At 38.4% G+C, this 16,632-nt stretch carries 13 protein-coding genes; 2 read left to right on the forward strand and 11 right to left on the reverse strand.

Going from position 1 to position 16,632, the window contains the following annotated elements; all coding sequences use genetic code 11:
- Positions 1-647 precede the first annotated feature (647 nt).
- Complete coding sequence (locus KI379_RS25995; RefSeq protein ID WP_212985396.1) at positions 648-1,145, reverse strand: hypothetical protein; 498 nt, start codon at positions 1,143-1,145, stop codon at positions 648-650.
- Between the two features lie 168 nt (positions 1,146-1,313).
- Here KI379_RS25995 and KI379_RS26000 point away from each other — a divergent pair, with 168 nt between their 5' ends.
- Complete coding sequence (locus KI379_RS26000; RefSeq protein ID WP_212985397.1) at positions 1,314-1,562, forward strand: helix-turn-helix domain-containing protein; 249 nt, start codon at positions 1,314-1,316, stop codon at positions 1,560-1,562.
- A 57-nt stretch (positions 1,563-1,619) separates the two neighbouring features.
- Here KI379_RS26000 and KI379_RS26005 read toward each other — a convergent pair whose 3' ends face one another.
- The 6 genes from KI379_RS26005 to KI379_RS26030 form a co-directional block, all read right to left on the reverse strand.
- The gene (locus tag KI379_RS26005) at positions 1,620-2,174 is read right to left on the reverse strand and encodes an SMI1/KNR4 family protein (RefSeq protein WP_212985398.1); all 555 of its coding nucleotides are present in this window, start codon (positions 2,172-2,174) and stop codon (positions 1,620-1,622) included.
- Between the two features lie 591 nt (positions 2,175-2,765).
- Positions 2,766-3,227, reverse strand: coding sequence for an MEKHLA domain-containing protein (locus KI379_RS26010; RefSeq protein ID WP_212985399.1), 462 nt, complete (start codon positions 3,225-3,227; stop codon positions 2,766-2,768).
- Positions 3,228-3,657: 430 nt separating this feature from the next.
- The gene (locus KI379_RS26015; RefSeq protein ID WP_212985400.1) at positions 3,658-3,993 is read right to left on the reverse strand and encodes a hypothetical protein; all 336 of its coding nucleotides are present in this window, start codon (positions 3,991-3,993) and stop codon (positions 3,658-3,660) included.
- 99 nt (positions 3,994-4,092) lie between these two features.
- On the reverse strand, positions 4,093-4,533 hold the full coding sequence (locus KI379_RS26020; RefSeq protein ID WP_212985401.1) for a hypothetical protein: 441 nt from the start codon (positions 4,531-4,533) through the stop codon (positions 4,093-4,095).
- Complete coding sequence (locus KI379_RS26025) at positions 4,530-4,934, reverse strand: hypothetical protein (protein WP_212985402.1); 405 nt, start codon at positions 4,932-4,934, stop codon at positions 4,530-4,532. Before KI379_RS26025 ends, KI379_RS26020 begins: the two co-directional genes overlap by 4 nt.
- On the reverse strand, positions 4,928-5,548 hold the full coding sequence (locus KI379_RS26030; protein WP_212985403.1) for a hypothetical protein: 621 nt from the start codon (positions 5,546-5,548) through the stop codon (positions 4,928-4,930). The genes KI379_RS26025 and KI379_RS26030 overlap by 7 nt, the downstream gene beginning before the upstream one ends.
- A gap of 507 nt (positions 5,549-6,055) precedes the next feature.
- Here KI379_RS26030 and KI379_RS34165 point away from each other — a divergent pair.
- The gene (locus KI379_RS34165; RefSeq protein ID WP_244879457.1) at positions 6,056-6,139 is read left to right on the forward strand and encodes a helix-turn-helix domain-containing protein; all 84 of its coding nucleotides are present in this window, start codon (positions 6,056-6,058) and stop codon (positions 6,137-6,139) included.
- A 154-nt stretch (positions 6,140-6,293) separates the two neighbouring features.
- Here the strand turns inward: KI379_RS34165 and KI379_RS26040 are convergent, their stop codons facing one another.
- The 4 genes from KI379_RS26040 to KI379_RS26055 all read right to left on the reverse strand — a co-directional run bounded on the left by KI379_RS26040 (position 6,294) and on the right by KI379_RS26055 (position 16,497).
- Positions 6,294-7,046, reverse strand: coding sequence for a hypothetical protein (locus KI379_RS26040; protein ID WP_212985404.1), 753 nt, complete (start codon positions 7,044-7,046; stop codon positions 6,294-6,296).
- 117 nt (positions 7,047-7,163) lie between these two features.
- Positions 7,164-9,434 (reverse strand): restriction endonuclease-like protein, encoded by a 2,271-nt coding sequence (locus tag KI379_RS26045; RefSeq protein ID WP_306433705.1) that lies wholly within the window; start codon positions 9,432-9,434, stop codon positions 7,164-7,166.
- A 118-nt stretch (positions 9,435-9,552) separates the two neighbouring features.
- Positions 9,553-11,775 (reverse strand): MrcB family domain-containing protein, encoded by a 2,223-nt coding sequence (locus KI379_RS26050; RefSeq protein ID WP_212985406.1) that lies wholly within the window; start codon positions 11,773-11,775, stop codon positions 9,553-9,555.
- Between the two features lie 168 nt (positions 11,776-11,943).
- On the reverse strand, positions 11,944-16,497 hold the full coding sequence (locus KI379_RS26055) for a hypothetical protein (RefSeq protein WP_212985407.1): 4,554 nt from the start codon (positions 16,495-16,497) through the stop codon (positions 11,944-11,946).
- Positions 16,498-16,632: the final 135 nt, after the last annotated feature.

Raw genomic sequence — 16,632 nt, forward strand, 5'->3', positions numbered from 1 at the left:
GCTCTTAAACTTTGAATAAAAAAAAAGCAACTGCTATATCTGTTTAGATAACTATCAACAGATATAGCAGTTGCTTCCCTATCCTGATGCTATTAACTTATTCATCGCCATGTTTTATCATTTTGGTTATCCCTATAATAAACATCAAGATGCCAATCAGAAAACATGAGAATAATGTACAATTTAGCATCGTATGGTAGATTCCCGTTAAGTCCGTATTATAGAAAAAAATATTAAATAAGAAATTTCCCAATGGTGCACTAAAAATTAAAAAAACAAAAGAGACTACAAACCAAATAGTTGATCTTTTCATAATCTACTCCCTTCAAAAGTTTGGTTGTATAAGTTACATTTTACCATTTTATTCGGAAAATATATATTTATAACCTATTTTGATAAAAAATTGAGGGAATGTGTAAGATCTAAAATAGGAATAATTATTTATTGGTAATTTTCAGGAGTTTTCAGCGGAAAGCCTCTTTTCTCTTAATTGTTCTAACATAAAAGTTAAAATTACTCGTAGTTACAATTAAAGTATTATAATTACCACCACAACCACTTGCTTTCATGCTTTCAAGCGATTGATTTTTTACTGTGCGCTATTACCTATGACCTCTAATGGTTACAGAAAGTGACCCTATGTTAAATTAATCCCCATTGCTATAATCCATTTCTACAAAAAAAACAGAATGGTATGTTTCAGAGGGTAGGTGAAGTCGATCCGATAGTCGAAGAAGCAGGTCATCCGCTCGCTTGATTAGGTTCATGAGATGGGTTGGCTGCATTTTGCTGATCAACAGCCTCTCCTGAGATAAATAGGATAAGGATTGGATAAAAGTAATGGCTTCCATACCCATCTCATCAGAAAGGTCCTGAAGGATATCGTCCAGCAGCATAGTTGTAGTGTGCAGCTGGTTCTGCTGCTTGATATGAATTGCGTGTAACATGCACTCCAGTGCCCTGTTGCAAAGTAATAAGCTGACATGAAGTAAGCTTTCCTCCAAAAAATGCACGGATAATCGCATGTATTCTTGAGCGCTGTTGTTCAGACGATGGATCGTTTCCTGGTAAATGAAGCCCGGCTTCTCCTGCTTGTGTGACATTTGCCTGGTAACTTCGATATCACTTTTCGCGATCGATTTCATGATTAGCTTCAGCTCCCGTTTGATCTAAGAATACATGCTGGTTCTCCCAAATCATATTTTCCAGTATCTGTATTATATCATTCACATCATTTTGTAGGCAATAGCCTACGGAAATTCCCTTATAGAACCGCATAAGATTATTTTAACTATCCAATAAGGGGTTATAACGTGGCCAATCATACTGAGAAATCCATAGAATTGCTTGCCTTCGGCAGAGCTCTGCGCAAAATCCGCAAAGAAAAAAAGCTCACTCAAGATGAGTTGAGCGTCTATTCCCGCGTCGACCGGTCTTATATTAGTGAGCTGGAGAACGGAGAAAAAGCGCCCTCTCTGCTCACAATTACAGCATTAGCAAGGGCGCTTCAGGTTAAAGCTTCGGTTTTGGTTGAGGGGTATGAGAGAGAATTGGAGGAATAGTGGGTGGTTTCGTATATTCAGTCCAAGAATCTTCTGAATCTCGGTTGATTGCCATCGTTACTTATTATTACGGTAGAAAATCTTAGATGTAATTTTGGGCCAGTCCCAAAAGTGATCTCCTTGGGAGACAATTAATCGATCCAAGAATAGTTCGAAACTCAAATTAAGCATTTCTCCATCATGATCGGGAGGAGTGTAGATTGAACGAACACAGAGATACTCCCTTTTTTGTTCCTTGAAGCTGTAGCTGTCGATGCAAATTAATACATCATCATACTTAGCCATAGGATACTGATGACTAGGTATAGAATAATCCTCTATGCCGCTGGCAATCTCCTCTAAGGAGAAGATGTTCCATGATGGATCATCAAAAACCTCAGAATTCACAAATAATCTAGCCCCATTGTGAATCTTAAAAAAATCTTTATGGTCACCCGGTATATAAAATCCTGTATTCTCTTGAAATTCATTAACTTCATTCATTGTTGCTGGTTGGTAAAATTCACAGTGACACCATGCGGAATATCCCAAACTTCTTTGAATGAGTATTTTATTTGAATCATCGAGTCGACTTTTGAAGCGATGAAGAACCCGTTCAACTAAATTTTCCATGGATGGTACCTTCCTTCTTAACAGAAAGTAAACCAAAACGTAAATTTGGTGTGAATATCAGCCCATCAAGGGATAAGATTACCGTAACTAATAGAATAGAAAAAGGACTCTCGCAATGAGTCCTTTTTCGTATAATCTGGTTTGTGCAGCACAATTTGTGGTGGGTATACATAAGCCTCCAGAGGGAGGTGATGTGTATGAACTTCTCTTTTTCCGATATTATCGTGTTTGCAGCGTTTATCGTTGCTTTGTTGACGTATATCGACAGAAAAAAGAAGTAACCCGCCACAGGTTGACGGCCTGACGGGTTACTTCTTGTTCAGTTACACCTGAGGAGGTAATCCCACCACAAATGCTGTATTGGGGAGGAGTTGGCCGCTGCTCCTTATTTATTGTTATCTTAGCATATGGAGAAATATACCTCAAGTTACTTCTGCAGCTTAGCCTCAAGATCAGCAGCTTTTTGCTTGGCTTCGCCGAAAATCACGCGAAGTGTTTACGTATAATTACCCGTTTTTCCCAACCATGATTTCGAGAGGGGCGCTAGTTTAAAACCATGTCTGTTTCGTATCCTTGGATCAAACCGCATCCTCAAACGTAACGATACTCTCGGAATGCAGCGGCCTGCCCGTGAAGCTTCCCGGTTTCATCCGTCAAATTCCATACGGTTGCCTCCAAGATGTGAAACCTCCGGCCTGTACTGGATATGCGGATTCCCGTGTAGTTATCGATATAGCCTTGTTCGCCTACCGTTCTTAGAAAAACCGACCGCGCCTCCCGTTCCATCGGTTCCGCGGTGAGTCTTGACGGCGTGCTTGTGAACTTGTCCCAATCCATTGCCCATAGCTCCAGCGCCGCCCGATTGCCGAAGTTCAGGACCGGGTCGGTCTCCGTTCCGTGGGAAAGCACCACACAGGGTGCGCTAAATAATTGTTCGAACGGGTGGCTGTCTGAGGCTGGCTCACCCAGAAGCGATTGTCCGGTCAATCTTTGATAGCTCTCCATGATCAATCTTGCATGCTCGTTAGTGGCTCCTATTCCATTGTAAGGCATAACTGCAAATCCCCCTCTTATCCGTCTCAAGATCATATTATACGTATGTATATCTCTTTTACAAAGAAGGGCTCGAGCCGCCGTCGATATTAAGGACGCCGCTTCGGATGCGAGGAATGCGATGACTTTCGCCGCCCCGTCCGTGTTACCAAGCCGGCCGAGCGGAAAGTCATGTTCCGGCTCACGCGCGTATTACACTCATGTCAAATCCGGTTTTTCTCGTTTCCACCGGTCCTCCAGCTGCCCGCTTCGGATCAAACCTTTTGGACGCCATGAAAATCACATCTCCACAGCATAAGACCATATGCGGATTCAGGACTCGGATTTGTTGAAGGAGGAGCGGCCCGGTCGACTGGATTTGATGTTCAATATCCGTAAGTACCGCCTGCGAACCACCAGCAATCTTCTTCACGTTGGAAAAATAAACCTGTCATAAAAACTGATCTGCCTCTTCCTTTATATTTGCATAACGATTTTCAACTTCGAGGAATTCAGGATATCCATGCAGAATCCCATACGTCCACCGAATGAGCGTCGGCCTGGTGCTGCTTTTCTTGAGATATCCCTTCTCTCTAACAAACCTCTGCAGATTCCATCCAGCATCAGAAGAGTTTACTTCTTTCAGTAATACCATAAGTTTGAGCCGAGAACCGGACAACACTTCCTCGTCCACATGACCGCCTTGGATAAAAATCCCCTCTGCACATGCTTCGTGCATCTTCCACTGTTTGACCAGTTCATCGAGTTGGCTGTGGATGGTCATCATTCACACTTCCCTCTATATTTTCAAATCTATCATTCTTCTTCGAGTTGAAAATGTTCCGTGAGACGTTCATTCGTAATCTGGTTTCTCAACAAGTTACATTCAAAGAATTTTGTCCATGAATATCGAAGCTAATACTAATAGTAAATAAGGAAGCCAAAACATCCATCTCTTTGGTTGAAATAGCTTCAAGAGATCCACTACTGTTGGGGTCAAAACATTTGTCGATATTCCGTCCTTTGGAATTTGTATTTCTGCACCAACAAGATAATCATTAATTGATCTCTCCATTTCAATCGACTTTTCAATATACTTATTCTGTAAAATACGCATTCCAGCTTCCAGTAACAAAAAAATCAAGATTATCATTAGTGCAATCAAATACATAGATCCATTTTTATTTTTATAACCGTAGGCTATAATTGCTGCCCAAAAACCTATGCCCATGGTTCGAACTTTCCATGCGTTTTCCCCAAATCCTTTAGATAAATTTTGAAAAGATTCCCATGCCTTCACAAGTACTTGAATTATATTGTCATTCACACTAACAAACCTCTCAATCTTTTTGCATTATCGTCGTTCTTGAATAATGAATGATTTATAAGCGTGTTAGATAATTTTTTCAATTCTTTGTTCATAAAACTATCAAGATCAGAATTATGATCAGAGTATGTTTTAGAAAAGACAATTGGATATTCCCTAAGCACTGCATCAAGCGCAATTAATATCTCCTTGTCTTCTTGATTGGAAAAGTTTTGAATATTTTTATTAATCAATGCTCTAGTTCTTTGACCACTGGGGCTCTCTTGAAAATAATAATTACATAACTGTTCATTAATTGAATCAATAATTACTTTCATTTCTTTTCTACTTATTCTTTTTTTTGTATATTTTAGTGTATAATATTTTTCATATAATCTCCAAATCATTGCTGTGTCTAACATTTATATAGTGCCTCCATCTTTGATAAATAATAATTCGTTACTTCAATTGCGATTTTTTTACAGGAATAATTCCATTTCTTATTAATGACACCACGTTCAAAATAATTATATGCATCAAATATCAGATCATAGTAATATTCTCCGAATGTATATTTAATTGCCTTTTCTTTATTAAACAAATAAATTCCATTTCTAGCTAAATAGAAAATGGAGAAATTTTTAACGTTTGTAAACAAGTTCGAAAACAATGATAAATAATGATTACCAAATATTTCGGTTTTCTTGAAAATTTCATTTAAATCTAATATTTTGACAATCTCATTACTAAAATTACCAGTTAAACTAAAATTCAATATAAGCTTTTCCCACGAATCTATGTTTCCTTCAATAAGAATACCCTCTGTTAGAATGTGATATATAAATAAACTTCCAATATTATATAAATGCTGAAAAGTCTCAGTGTCATAATCTATATAATTAATTGGACCATCTGGCCAATCAGTTTGTCTATTAATGGTAACATCACTGTTAATTCTGCAAATATCAATATCACTTCCAACTGAGTAATCCTTTCGGGCTACTGATCCTATTAACACCACAAAACTTTCCATCATCTTTCTCCTCTGTGAATTTTGGATAGCGTTCTAGAATTTTCACGAGACATAACATTGTTGAGTCCATCGCCAAATCAAAATGAATAACTAGTCCATACGATTGCAAGTATAAAAAAGTTAACTTCTAGTTCTTCAATATTAATGTTCGAAGGCAAAAATATACTTAGCCTAATCCCCATCAAAAAACAAGACATTAGCACTACGCCTTACCACCCATGTTATGCCATAATTCCAAATTATTCAATCCCAGAAATTGGTACAAATGGCATAAAAATTGACAATACTTTATTAAAACTAACTTTCTTAAAGAAACATTCCCTTTTGATTTAAGAATATATGCTGCTAATATTTGCAGGCAATAGCCTACTCTTTTAACTTTTAACGTCGCCAGTTATAGTTAGAAATCCATAGATTACTTGCCCTCGGCAGAGATGTGCTTAAAATCCGCAAAGAGAAAAAGCTCACTCAAGATTAGTTGAGCGTCTACTGCCCGTCCACAGGTCACATATTAGTGAACTAGAGAACGGAGAAAAAGCGCCCTCTTTGCTGACAATTAATGAATTAGCAAGGGCGCTTCAGGTCAAAACTTAGTTTTAGGTTGAGGGTATGTGAAGGGTGTTGGAACCACCAATACAAGAGTAACAAATAAAGACTAATCCAACCAGTATGTACAGAATCACGATAGAAGGTGGGTGAAAATTTCACATAAATGGACCTAAATCCCTTTTTTTGTTGAAATAACCGTTTAATAAATCGAGAAAAGCTTTTTTAATTTCTCATTTATATTCTTTGAAATTTTGCTCTTCCTTCTATTCTTTTTTATCAGTATTTCCTTAAACATCATCATAATTGACAAAATGAGGATTGCTGAAATGACCAATAGTATGGCATACGTTATATTCCACCATTTAGGCACCAAATCAAGAGGAACAATTAGATGTGCAATTGTAAAATAAAGAATAACACAACTAATCCAAACAACAAATACCGAGAAGTGATATACAATTCTAAATATACTGGATATCATAACTAAGAATGGATTGTTAAATGTATCACTAATAAATTGCTTATGATCCTCATATATAGTATCGTGAGCATTCCAATATTCATCTTCCATCATAGGATAAAGTCCATTTATTTTCTCTAAGAGTTCAAGTTCATTCACTCTATTCTTTTCATTTTGATACTTTATGTAAACTTTCCTAAGGTCGTGAAAGTAGTCCAAAATAAATGATGATGCTATTAACCGAATTTTTGTGTCCTTACCCGAATACTCCTGTATAAAAGTATCAATCATCATTAATTTCTCGTTTTTCTCCTCAGCATTTATTATGATTGACAATTGTTCAAACATCGGAGAGTAAATCTCGTTGTAGCTCGTAGTCAACTCCTTGATAAATGCTTCTCGTTTTTTTGCTCGGTGATTAAATTGATATCCGATATATGCAGTTACAAGTGCAACAATAATGACCGACAAATCAATACCCCAAATTTTCATGCTATAACTCCTATCAATCTTTCCGATTTATATTTAATTTTTTGAAATAAAGATAAGATATTAGAGATAAATTGATTTTTGAGCACGCAAAAAATGCATGCATTTCTAAAATAAATCTTATTTCATCCCCCGAATCCCCAACACCCGCTTCGCCAAATCCACCTGCTCATGATCCAGCTCCACCTTCACCGAACCCGTACGTCTTTGCTCACGCCAGAGGATGATATCCTCTTCCGTCTCGAGTTTCAGCTCCGCAATTTCCGCAGCTCGGTCAAAGATATACTTCGAAGTATACAACGCCGTATAGATCCCTCGCCCACCAGAAACGATCGGTTGATCCCGCTTAATCCATTGGTCGATCGTAAATTTGACATACAACTTCTCCTCCGACCCTTTCCCCGCAGGACGCTCAGTGATTTCTTTGCGTCGTAGAACCTTCCAATCCACAATGCGCCCATACCAATGGATACCGGTCTCCCCAGTAGAAGCAAACTTCCCTTGCGATTGATAGAGCGCAATATATTCGATCTGCGTTAGGATCTTGTGATCCGAGATATTTTCAAGCGGCATATGGTAAAACCTAAGCTCCAACGCCTGTTCCAACTGCGAAGGCTCTCGCAACGAGCCTACTAGCACGTTTTTGCCGGCTATTTTATTCTGGTAATAACTCTTTGTGCCTCGTGGTCTTGTGGAGCGTTCGTAAGCTTTTTCCGGACTGTCCATAATGATCTCATCCAGGAAGGCTTCCATCAGACGGGTCGAGTTAGGTAGAAACGGAAAGGCCCCTACGTTTACGAGCTCGATGCTTTTATAAAAACGGTGCTCCCGAAATTGCTTCTCATCATGGTAAGGAAATAACACATACGCTCCAAACATACTCCGTTCATACTCTCGCCGCTGCCCTTCCCCATCCGCGTACACAATCGCGTCCCGGTATCGATGCATGGTGTTGATATCGTCTTCCTCCGGACCGGGCTGACTGTATTTATCATAATAGGGAGTCCCCTCGTATGCCGGGTTCAAACGATATTTCGCGTCAAAAATATACTTGTACTCTACCGCAGCCTCATTTTTCTTTAGCGTCAGCACATTATCCGGCCTCTGGCCGAGCGTCTCACTTTTATCACCTTTCGGAAGAGCATTGTAATATAGGGTGAATAGCTCTCCGTTCTTCGGATTGCGGTACACCATTTTGGCTTTCGCAGATTTGTCCAAAGTCACAAAAATCCCGTTCCGCTGGACCTTAATAATATCTTGCTTAAGAAGCTCGTACTTCCGGCTGAGGAGATCGTGAATTTTCAGGAAGCACCAATACTCATACAGCTGCGCCAAGTCTTTCATCGAGAGCCGAAACAGGTCGCTTTGGATCGATAGGCCCTTCATCAGCATCAAATAATTGCGATACACATCACGATACCCTGGCGCCATCTGCAGCACTAAGGAAATTGAGAGTTGCTTCATTCCGCCAACGTTGAGAAAATCGAGCTTCAGAAGCCGCAGCAGTTGATTCTGCATCGAGTCGATTCTCTTCATCAGAAGAGGATCCTGCATCCGCGCTTTTCCCGAAAGTCTAGATTTCAGCTCCTTCAATTTACTTGATATGCGTTCGAGAACCCACCTTACAAAACGATTCTCCAACGTGTCATATTGAATCCGCCGTTTCATCTCTAGCGCATGGCTGGGATATAACGTTTGCCCGTTGATGGGAATAAATCCGATCTTGTTATCGGCTCTAAGGAACTGAGGATGCTTCGTCAGATAAGCAATGTTCTCCTTCCCGGTCTTCTTTACTCTAGCTGCCTCGACCCTTCTCATCTCTTTCTCTAACCGATAGTTAGGCGAAGTCTCAATTCGCGAGACGGCCTGTACAAGTTGGTCAAACACATGCTGTAAAATCGTAAAAAACTCCGTCAAACTCTGATGCTTCGTTTCTTTTAACCCGGTTAAATGGTACGTCTTCCGCAGAAAATCAAAGGACAAGTTATAGATCTGCCGATTCACATCTTTTAGAATCATTTGGTAATCTTGTTTGTAATCCATTTTGGAGGGAAAGATCTCAATTTGCAGTTGAAAAATCGCCTCCCCACTCAGCCGAAGCTCCAGATCGGTTAGCCCTACCTCATTCTGAAAATTCAGGATCCCCGACAGGATCGTCTGACCCAGCGGCTTAATCGCCTGTCTTACGCTAGCATTATCGTGATGAAAGGTCATCGCCAGCGTCAGCTTCTTCTCCACTACCAATTCATACGACTGCGTTTCGAAAAATAGCGGCCAACTTCGCTCTCCCACCTGCCATGGGATAAGCTCCCCTTGTTCCGGTGAGAATATCGAAATTTGTTCGATCTGAAGTTTACTCGAAAGAGAGCGAACCAAAAGACTGGTATCCATCCACTCTCCATCCTGGCGACGATGCAACTGCAACGACTCCACCGTGGGATGATAGGGTTTGCCTTGAATATATAAATTGAAGAGGTTGGTTTCGATGCGCAGCAATTCAGCGCTCTGATTAAGAGAGCCAGTAAGAGGTGAATCCATCTTCTTCTAACCTCCGTAGCATAAAGGCGATTTTCCGGGCGCTAAGGGGATGCTTAGCCTTCTTTTCTTCTTGATCGTCATTCCATTCTTGGTCGATGTTAGACGCATCTTCCATAAGGTCGGAGAACGAAGAGAGCTTTCTTCCTAGTGTCCCCTCTAGAAGCTTTAAAAGGACCCGTTTCACGGATAAATTGCTCCCCTGAACGCGCGGTAGGATTTTCTGCAGCAGTTGCAGATCAAAAGCTTCGTCTGGAGTAAGCAATTCATAGCGTTGATTGTAAACCATATAAAAACAGATCGAATCCCGAATCCGGAATCCCACATGGGAATGAATCTCTTCTAAAATATGATTGATCTTGACTAACTTCTCTGTCGTAGTGTGGACTAAGTCCGTATAGTCGGCGTACACATCAACCAGTTGTAAATACTCGCTTCTCAAAAACGAGTTATGCACGGGAAGCAGCGTCTCCTCTTCTTGCAGCGCAAGACTCGGATATTGCTGAAGATCAATATAGTTGAACTCAATCGTGTTCGCGCGATCCAGTACCTTTTTGCTAAAAGGATGCGTCGTCTCGTCCATATTCACCGTGCCAATCAAATACACGTTATCCGGTATGGACAAGTCCCCATAAACCGATTGGTCCTCCGGCAGCAAGGACTCACGGTTGATAAGCTTGGACGTGACAATCCGATCTTGCTTCCACTCCTGCGTCTCAATCACGCTGAGCACATCACTGAAGTAGTACTCCACCCGAGCCAAATTCATCTCGTCCAGACAGATAAAATATGGTTTATGCTGATTCGCCGGCTGAGAAGCTTCAACGAGTACCTCAGCTAAACGACCGGGCCGAAATGCGCCCGATAAGTCTTTGTATCCTAATAAATCTGAAGGATCGCTCCAGTCCGGCCGTACTGGGATCAGGGTAAACTGATGGTTATCCCCCGTAGCACCTAACGCTTCGGCAAATAGCTTAACGAGCTTGGTTTTCCCGGTACCGGACACGCCTGCTAAGATGACGAATGGCTTGGATTTCAGAGAGAGGTATAGGTTCTCGATAAGGCCGTTTGGGTAGTGGAACCCACGGCGAGAGATGTAGGATTGGATTTGTTCAATTTGTTCTGGCACATTTAATGAACTCAAGGACGTACTCCCCTTCTCTTCTTTCGGCGGCATCTCTTCGTCATTGCCTTTATTCTTCAAAACGTGGTCCACATACATTTTATAGTTAGTAACCACATTTTCTAGATCGGCCAGTAATTGATCGTCGTCCGGAAGAGCATCTCGATCATAGCGGATATACGCCACGGTAGAGACTTGGTAGTCGCGACCGAGTCCGCTTCTCGAAGTGAGATTAATGCCATCATCCTTCTGCATCCCTTCCAGTGGAAGGAGTTTACGGAGTTCATTGGCCTTCTGCTCAAGGTATTGATACCCTTCTTTCTTTCCGAGCTCATCTTTGGGTACAGTGACTCCTTGGGCCAATGTTAAGTAGACGGACTCCATATCTTCGGAAAACAAATACACAATATATTCACCATGTTGCGTCGTATCCGTAATCCGCTTGTCCATCACCGCAATCCAAGGAATGGTCGCCCAGTTGCCCATACCAACAGAACCTTGGATTTTATAGCTGGGATCCATATAAGAAAGGGATCGTAACTGCTCGGGGATCGTCTGTCTGAATAATGTGCCCAATTGGTGGCCTGCAAAAGTTTGGCTTCTTGCTGTTATGTAACTGTTCATGATTTCGGACAGAGCGCTATGGAGGGAAACCTTGGGTTCCCCTAATTTTTCGTTATAGTTCTGCAATTCGTTCAAGGCATACTCCTTTAATTCTAGGATGACGTCCTTATCCAATTTATTAGCTATATCGGCGCGAAAAGATACGATCTTTTGGTCATAGTCAACTTCAAGTATGGACGATAGAGCATCAAAGGGTGTTTTAAGTAAGGTTAGCGTTTTGGATAAGTTAAACTCACTCCAGTATGTTGCTATCCCTGGCGGCGGGGAGTCTACTTTAATGCCCTGTCTGCTATTCTCCTGAAAGTATGCCAAAAACCGCTCAGCTATTGCGCTGAGCGGGAAAGAGAAAGAGTTGGTTTGTTCGTATTGATCAATGAGACAAAGGATTAAGACCATTTTGTATGATTTTTGTTTGGTGCGAAATATGGATGAGAGTTGTTCTGGTAGCATTGGGACCTCCGATAAATTTGCTCAGTTATTACTTTATATATGGGGGATTGCTTTTAAGCAGTTAAATAAAATAATATTATTTACATTTACGATAGAGCTAATATCGGTTAAATCGTTTGGTAACTCTTAGGTTATTTTAAGGAAATGTAAAATCTAATGCAATTCCTATTATCTTTCCATCATCTCCTGACTTAATCGTCTAACTGGTCCAATTTGCTTTTCAAACATTAAATCCCAGATATCAAGACATTCATTTGCTATTTTTCTTAATTCATGTTTCGTAGACCCAGAAACCTCATCATATAGTCCAATTACTAATTTAGATATTTCATCTTGTATTCCCCAGGCACCTTCATACTTCCCAATTTCAGTTTTGGTTAAATGATAACCTATTGACAGTATAATATCTTTGTAATCAATTACTGACTTTGATTCCTCTTCGAGGTAATGTACAAATGCGTGCAACGTTCTACGACTTAAGTCTGAGCTCATAATTTCAATTAAAAAATCTTTATCCCTCTCTATGTCAATATGATTATCATAAAATAATCTTGAAATTGGAATTTCTAAATCTAATGTACTAGTTTTAAATTGTCGTATAATATTTTTTACTAACTCGTTATATTGCGGTTTATTAAAATATAATATAGCCATTTTGAGAACTGCTTCTGCTTGCCTTTGACTCATAGAATTCACATTATTCATTTCTTCAATGAATTCACTTTTAAGAATAAACATTTCTGATAAACAGTAAGCCCCCATTTTTATTAAATCCTCATCTTCGGACTCATAGCATTTTTTAATAATTCCTAATATACGTTGACGATATCGAGGATACAATAAAAAAAACAAATTTTTAGAATCATGGAAGCCTGCTAGCCTATAATCTTGTTCATAAAGATAAATAATCCTCTCAGATGTCCAATCTTTATCAATATTATATGACGGCCATAATGCAAATAAACTTGCCAATCTGACTGCCGGATTTTCATCCAGTACCAGTTTTTCAATTGTATCTTTAAACTGTTCAAAAAAATAAGTGTCACCATTCCACAGTAAGTGACCAATCGCTTGTGCAGCTTTTCCTCTTACACAATTTATCGCGTTACTTTGTAATAAATTATAGCTATGCATATTTTCGTCTTCACTACTAGTTACATTTGGCTTGCCAATTTCCGGATTTTTATGATTAATCGCAATATCCTTAATTATATCTAATACCTCTAGGGACCATTCCTTCTCTTTTCTTTTCTCAATTAGACTACAAATGTAGCCCGCCCTGTGAGAGGTATAGTCGTATAAGTACCTTAAAATCATTGCTTCCAATAATTCCATTGGTACATGACTCAAATTTTCACTATATACCACTCCACTAAATAAGGAGTCAATGTATGCATTCAATATGTTATTATGCGAAAGCGCTAACTTTATCATTCTTGCAGGCTCTTTAGAAGCGGCATCTCTAAAACTACTTGAAAATTCTTCAATAGAACTTTCAACAAACCCACCGGGGATTTCTTTCCAACGGGACAGAGTTTTGTTTCTGAGCTTATTATTTGTTAGTATATCTATCCATTTTTTATTACTTAGATTTTTCCCTGCTATGGCGGAACTTACCCATCCACTATGTCCATCTGAATACTTGTATAAAGTAGGTTCTTCAAAAAATTTTCGTTTCAAAATACATAGCAGCTCTTTAGCCTCATCGCTTAATCGATTATACGGAAGTATTTCCAGGATCTCCTTTTGGAGGTCCCCCCAAAAACTCCAGTACACTGTGTAACCCCTTTTTTCTTTGTTTATATCAATTCTTTGCCGATATAAATCTTTAGCTTTCGGCGATACATAATTAATAACAGTTTTCTCTAATAAATTAAATGCATTTTGGTTGCAATATTCAGAATGCTTTGCTAAAACTTGTTTGGCAAGTAATAATTCATCGCCATTACCACTAGTTTTTTCAAATAAGTTACCATTAAAGTCAGTACATAAATACTCAACTACTAAATCGCTGTGTAAAGTCGGCAATTTATGCATAGAGTCTAAAATGATCTCGTTAAATAATTCATTTCCAGTTCCCATATACTCCTTATATCGTTCCCAAAATATAGTGGGATCTCGCGCAATTAATGCTGCATTAGCTTTTTTGATAATTTGGACGCATGTTCTTTCAAGCCCCCTTTTGTGAAAGTACCTTCCAGACCACTCACTAAAGGGTAACATCTCATCATTTTTAGTTGGAATATATGGTAATAATAGATTGACAACTTCCATACCATTCTTTATAAATATTTCTGAATCTTCTTGCAAAAATTCCTCTTCATATCTGTAAATACTTTTAGAATTTCTTTTCAGCTTATTATCCAATAGGAACGCAAAGACTCGTATGGTTCTCATTTCACAATTTCTAAGCATTGCCCTAAAGTCAAGATATGAATCAGCCATCTGTGGATATTTATGATAAAATTTCATCCGTAATTCGAACATCGCATCAGTATCTTGATTAATATCGTGTAAAAAGCATCGAGCAAATTTATTATCATCCTCTTGTGACTGAAATGCATACCTTTCAATAAATGCCACATCTATACTATCAAATTTAGGAGCCATGCTTATCATCAGATTAAATACGATATCTTTCCTATCTGGTATCTTAAACCATTTGTCTAAAACACCAAAATCTCTGAGAAGTCTAATATATTGCGGTCTGGAATACACAACATTATTAATGATATGAGTTCCATATGGTTCCTTCTCACAATTTCCAACCACATAGTTCTGTATATGCTCGTCTAAAACTTCCAACTGATTTAATATTTCAAAAAAGACAAATTTTATACTATATCTGATTTTGTCTGAATCCAGTATTTTTTGACCTGCATTTATAAAATCTTCGCTATCAAATTCAACTAAATTCTGCAGAAGCATTTGCACCTGATATCTTTTTCCTGGGGTTTGCCGTTCTTTATTTCCTATAACTTCAATTATTGCTCCTCTTTCAAAGTATTTTTTTAGCATCTTTTCAGCAAAAAAACAATCTAATATAGATTGATGAGCAAAAGACACCCTATTGTCCTGAATTACTAAAAAACCATTGGACGATAAAAAATCAAGGCATGACCTATTGACGCTCAATATATTTAAAGGGACACATATTCTACCTAATTCATCAAAACAACTAATTATTTTTTCTTTTGTTTCAATTATATCTCCCTCATTCAATCCAAACTCAAAACACTTTCTTGCCAATTGCCCCCACCATTCAGATACCAAATGGTTGGCAGTCGAACATTCATTATATTCTTTACTAGTTTCCAACTGATTCCAAATATAAAGGTTGCTTGGAATTCGTAGTATTTCCTTCAATTTACCTGTTAAACGTTCATAACGAGTTCCAATAATAACCCTCACTGTCTCATCATTCAATTCCCTTATTTGAATCTTTTCCCACTGAATCCCACTTCTATTGTTATCGCTTTTAAACAACAATTTAATATTATTATCGTTTTCTAAATCATACGTTCTACTTACAAAAACAACAGAAATCTTAAACTCTCTTTCAGAATTCAATCTTTCAACTTGGTTAATAATCTGAGTGCATACCAATAATGCGTCTCTAGAATGTGCTTGGGTCCACCGTAACGCATCTAATTGATCTAAAATAATTACTGCTTTTTCAAATTTAGAAATACTATGAATGCAATGAACTATTGATGCTGGAAGTCCTAAATCTCTACCCCATTTGTCAGCAGTTCCACTCGGAATGCGCTTATCTAATTTGACAGCTAAGTATGGTATAGTTTTTTCTTTGCAATAATTAATAATATCCTCAGTACAACCGCTCTTTCCCCTTCCAGCTTTTCCATGAATTATTAAAGATCCCCCTGTATCTATTGTTTTTCTACAAATAGAAAATTCCTCCCTGTTAATCAACTCATAATTCAACGGAATAAATACTGAACTGTATTCTAGATTCAGTTCCTCCAACCTTGGAAGTATACGGTTATCGGAAGCAAGACTCTTTAGTTTAATACCTTTTTCGCTAAGCAACTTATACAATACTGATTGGTTAATTGGTTTCCCTAAAATATCCCCATCCACTATCCAAGCAACCAATGTTTCATAAATATCTTCCTCTTTACCAACTAATAGGTAACTTATTTTTGCTAATATTATTTCTTTAAGTTCGGTATCTGGAAATTGGCGATAAAACATTCTTCTTAAATAGGAAATACACTTTGATAACTCAGTATCTACCTCTGGGTTAATATTCATCGACTTACAAAAGTTTCTGAAGAAATCTATGAATTCTTTGCTAGCATTAAGTATTTGATTATGATAAAAATCATCGGGATTGTCACTACTAGTCTTTGCTCTATTAATCAAATCTTCTAATAATGTAAAAGATAAAGGAGATACTAGCGCCACTGTATTCAATTCATCTCTATCTAAATGAAATTTCCAATTCGAAAAGATTCCTCTTGCATTTGCTGTACCAAAATCCCAATACTCCTTACTCGAATTTCTCCCTTTACATTGCTGTCCCTCTCTACTACTTTCTTTGCCAATCCAGATGTCCACTCCTCGCTCATCATCACCAAGAGCTTCTAAAATAATATAGTCTAGTTTCTCATCCAATATTTCAAGGATTTTATATATGACCCATCTAATTTCAAATCTATTACCACTTTTATCAGCTCTTCCACCTAATTCATATGGCATAATTAAACACTCCTTAGTTCATTCTATTTATTTTTTCTTTAATTTTTAATATCAGTAATAACAAGGAGCATAGATTCTAATTGCTTTACAAAAAAGAGTCCTGCGTTTCTATAGAGAAACCAGGACATATATAAA

This window comes from Paenibacillus cineris (assembly GCF_018333335.1).
GTDB classification, from domain to species: Bacteria; Bacillota; Bacilli; order Paenibacillales; family Paenibacillaceae; genus Paenibacillus_AQ; species Paenibacillus_AQ favisporus.

What these genes read in the sequence shown, in the direction of transcription:
- KI379_RS26030 (WP_212985403.1), bottom strand. Translation starts at nt 5,548, where the DNA reads ATGATGGAAAGTTTTGTGGTGTTAATAGGATCAGTAGCCCGAAAGGAT.
- KI379_RS25995 (WP_212985396.1), bottom strand. Translation starts at nt 1,145, where the DNA reads ATGAAATCGATCGCGAAAAGTGATATCGAAGTTACCAGGCAAATGTCA.
- KI379_RS26055 (WP_212985407.1), bottom strand. Translation starts at nt 16,497, where the DNA reads ATGCCATATGAATTAGGTGGAAGAGCTGATAAAAGTGGTAATAGATTT.
- KI379_RS26050 (WP_212985406.1), bottom strand. Translation starts at nt 11,775, where the DNA reads ATGCTACCAGAACAACTCTCATCCATATTTCGCACCAAACAAAAATCA.
- KI379_RS26025 (WP_212985402.1), bottom strand. Translation starts at nt 4,934, where the DNA reads ATGTTAGACACAGCAATGATTTGGAGATTATATGAAAAATATTATACA.
- KI379_RS26045 (WP_306433705.1), bottom strand. Translation starts at nt 9,434, where the DNA reads ATGGATACCAGTCTTTTGGTTCGCTCTCTTTCGAGTAAACTTCAGATC.
- KI379_RS26010 (WP_212985399.1), bottom strand. Translation starts at nt 3,227, where the DNA reads ATGCCTTACAATGGAATAGGAGCCACTAACGAGCATGCAAGATTGATC.
- KI379_RS26015 (WP_212985400.1), bottom strand. Translation starts at nt 3,993, where the DNA reads ATGATGACCATCCACAGCCAACTCGATGAACTGGTCAAACAGTGGAAG.
- KI379_RS26040 (WP_212985404.1), bottom strand. Translation starts at nt 7,046, where the DNA reads ATGAAAATTTGGGGTATTGATTTGTCGGTCATTATTGTTGCACTTGTA.
- KI379_RS26005 (WP_212985398.1), bottom strand. Translation starts at nt 2,174, where the DNA reads ATGGAAAATTTAGTTGAACGGGTTCTTCATCGCTTCAAAAGTCGACTC.